The organism is Photobacterium damselae, from assembly GCF_003026815.1.
GTDB classification, from domain to species: Bacteria; Pseudomonadota; Gammaproteobacteria; order Enterobacterales; family Vibrionaceae; genus Photobacterium; species Photobacterium damselae.
Genome location: NZ_PYOG01000076.1, coordinates 1 through 2,464 on the forward strand (window position 1 = coordinate 1; position 2,464 = coordinate 2,464).

2 protein-coding genes are annotated in these 2,464 nt (G+C 32.8%); both read left to right on the forward strand.

All coding sequences use genetic code 11. The features are described 5' to 3' along the window. The first annotated feature begins 58 nt into the window (after positions 1–58). The gene (locus CTN07_RS22220) at positions 59–1,141 is read left to right on the forward strand and encodes a replication initiation protein (protein WP_068946016.1); all 1,083 of its coding nucleotides are present in this window, start codon (positions 59–61) and stop codon (positions 1,139–1,141) included. 1,045 nt (positions 1,142–2,186) lie between these two features. Further along, positions 2,187–2,464: lipocalin family protein (locus CTN07_RS22225; RefSeq protein WP_146154908.1), on the forward strand; the 278-nt coding region annotated here is incomplete at its 3' end.

Sequence of the window (2,464 nt, forward strand, 5' to 3'; positions counted from 1 at the left end):
AAATTTATCTTTAATTGATTCATAATAAACCTAAATTCTGTTATCTACGATCATGCATATGAAAAACGAAGAACAATATTATCCTATAGTAAGTGATTGCCTACCAAAGCATATCAAAAAAGGACATCAGCTCGTATTTAGTAGGCAAGACCTATCAGCAAGAGAAGCTGATATGTTCGCATTGATGATTGCACACATGAAAGGACGTGATTGGGAACAAAGTACTCCACATTACGAATTTACATCTCACCAATTATCAGAGTGGTTAGGTGTAGAGCCTAAACATATCGGTAGTAATCTAAGTCCTGTTGCTAATCGATTAGCGAGTCGAAAAATAGGGATAAAACAAGAAAACTCAAAAGGTGATATTGAGTTTGATTATAGGCCTTTGTTTAAGCATATTGCATATAAAAAAGGTATTCTAACAATGGTTCCAAATGATATGTTGAAGTCTGAATATATCGAATATAATCAAGGGTTTGCCCTAATAAACACCCGGGTATTTTTTGATATAAAGAAAGAATATTCGAAAAGACTCTACGAGCTCTTAAGTCGGTTTAAAAGTAAAGGCTTTGAGATGCATACTCAAAGCTTGATCGAATTAAAAGGTATTTTTGGTCTTCTTGATGAAGCTGGAAAATTGAAAAAAGATAAAGCATCTTTTAAAAATAACAGTGTCTTTATGAAACGGTGTATTAGAGACAGTATCAAAGATTTAAGTGAGCACCCTCAGATCAATAAAGAATTACTATTTATTGATAGTGATAACGGTGATAAAGGATTCGAGTTAGTAAAAAAAGGACGTGAGATTACTGGCGTAAAGTTTCTTTTCCGCTGGATAAAATTAGGAACGATAGACGAATTAAACCAGCATGAAGCAATTAAGACCATAAAACACCTTGAACTCAAGCGTTTACAAGAAAACATAAAACTTATCGATACTGAGTTAGAAACACTAGCGATAGCTTATCGGTATGTTGGTCGAGACGATAAAGCAGCCACAATTGAAGAAGCTTTAGCTAAGCGCCACTTCAGTCAGAAAAATGAGAAAGAAGAGGTTTTAGCAGTACAGAAAGAAGTTAAAGACTTTTTAGACAAAATAGAATCATTTGCAGAGACGAATGGTAACCCAGATTATTAACAGATAACATAATTAAGGTAATATCGTAGGTATCTCGTTATAGATAACATATTTTAGGTGTAAAACAATACCAAAACACCTTAAATATGTTGGTTATAGACCTTAAACACCTAATTTTTGTTATAATTAAGGTAAAATGAGCCTTAGTGACAAGATAGTTACGTATTAGACCTAAAAAATGTCACGTATACACCTAAGGAACGATCACAAACACCTAAAAAGTGTTATACATATACCTTAATAATGATCATAAACACCTAAAAATAGATAGATATATACCTAAAATACGTAATCAAAACACAAAAAAAATCTTTCTTATCAACGTCTTATTGATGCTATAGATCTTATAGATCTTAATAAATATATATAGTTTATTATAGTTACTGTGGATAACTGGAAAATCAAAGATTTACGCAGTTATTCACAGTAAAACAAAATCATATTGTGTTTTTTCATTAAAAATAATGATGAGGCTGCAGCTTTCAATAACTACTTTGGACTGTAGTTTTCTATTTTAGGTCGATATATCCGATTCCTATCGATAGTTAACTAATGTGTGATCTTCACCCCATCGGTTCAGATATACGGCGAGTCTGAAAATCCACCATACTTACAGTAACCAAACTGCCGCACGAAGGCTATGTTGCTTTATTTTTGACACTATCGTGGCAGTGCCCTTTTTAGCGGAGTGTATCACTTTCCAACTGTTATCCTGATGTAACCCTCCCATTAAAAGGTAGATAATATTGGAACGTTTAAAACCATAAATCGATCAGAATCGACAGGGAGCTCAATGTAAAGGTCATCAAAAACTCGATTCCTCAGATACCCATGTGTCCAATGGTATTTCATAAATACTCATTATAGAGCAGTAACCCGCCTACAACTGGATCCAGATACTTCCGCCTTAAAATAGAAAACTGTGCCTAGAGTCTCGTTTTTAACCTCTCATGCTCGTTAATTTAGAGGGTATTTCTATTTTATGTGTTTATTACTTTACTTGATAACGCCTTCAAGCAAGATATAAGTTTAAAAGGAATACTGTATGAAGATAATGAAAAAGTTGTGTCTGTTACTCATAGTTATTCCAACTTTTGCTGCTGCAGGGGTGGATTATCAGCGCTGTTTTACTAATAATGAGCAAAGTGATTGTAAAAAATACAAATTAAAACAAGAACATGGGATCTGGTCTTATAGTGATAATAATATATCAATTAATGTGCAATTAGATAAGCCACTAAATTTTTATAAGATAAAAATTGAATCTAAAAAATTACAGGTTAACACTATAACTAGCCTGACTGAAAAATGGCAATTAATACA

Bases quoted from the DNA above. Each gene is read 5' to 3' on its own strand.
- CTN07_RS22220 (WP_068946016.1), top strand. From the start codon at position 59: ATGAAAAACGAAGAACAATATTATCCTATAGTAAGTGATTGCCTACCA.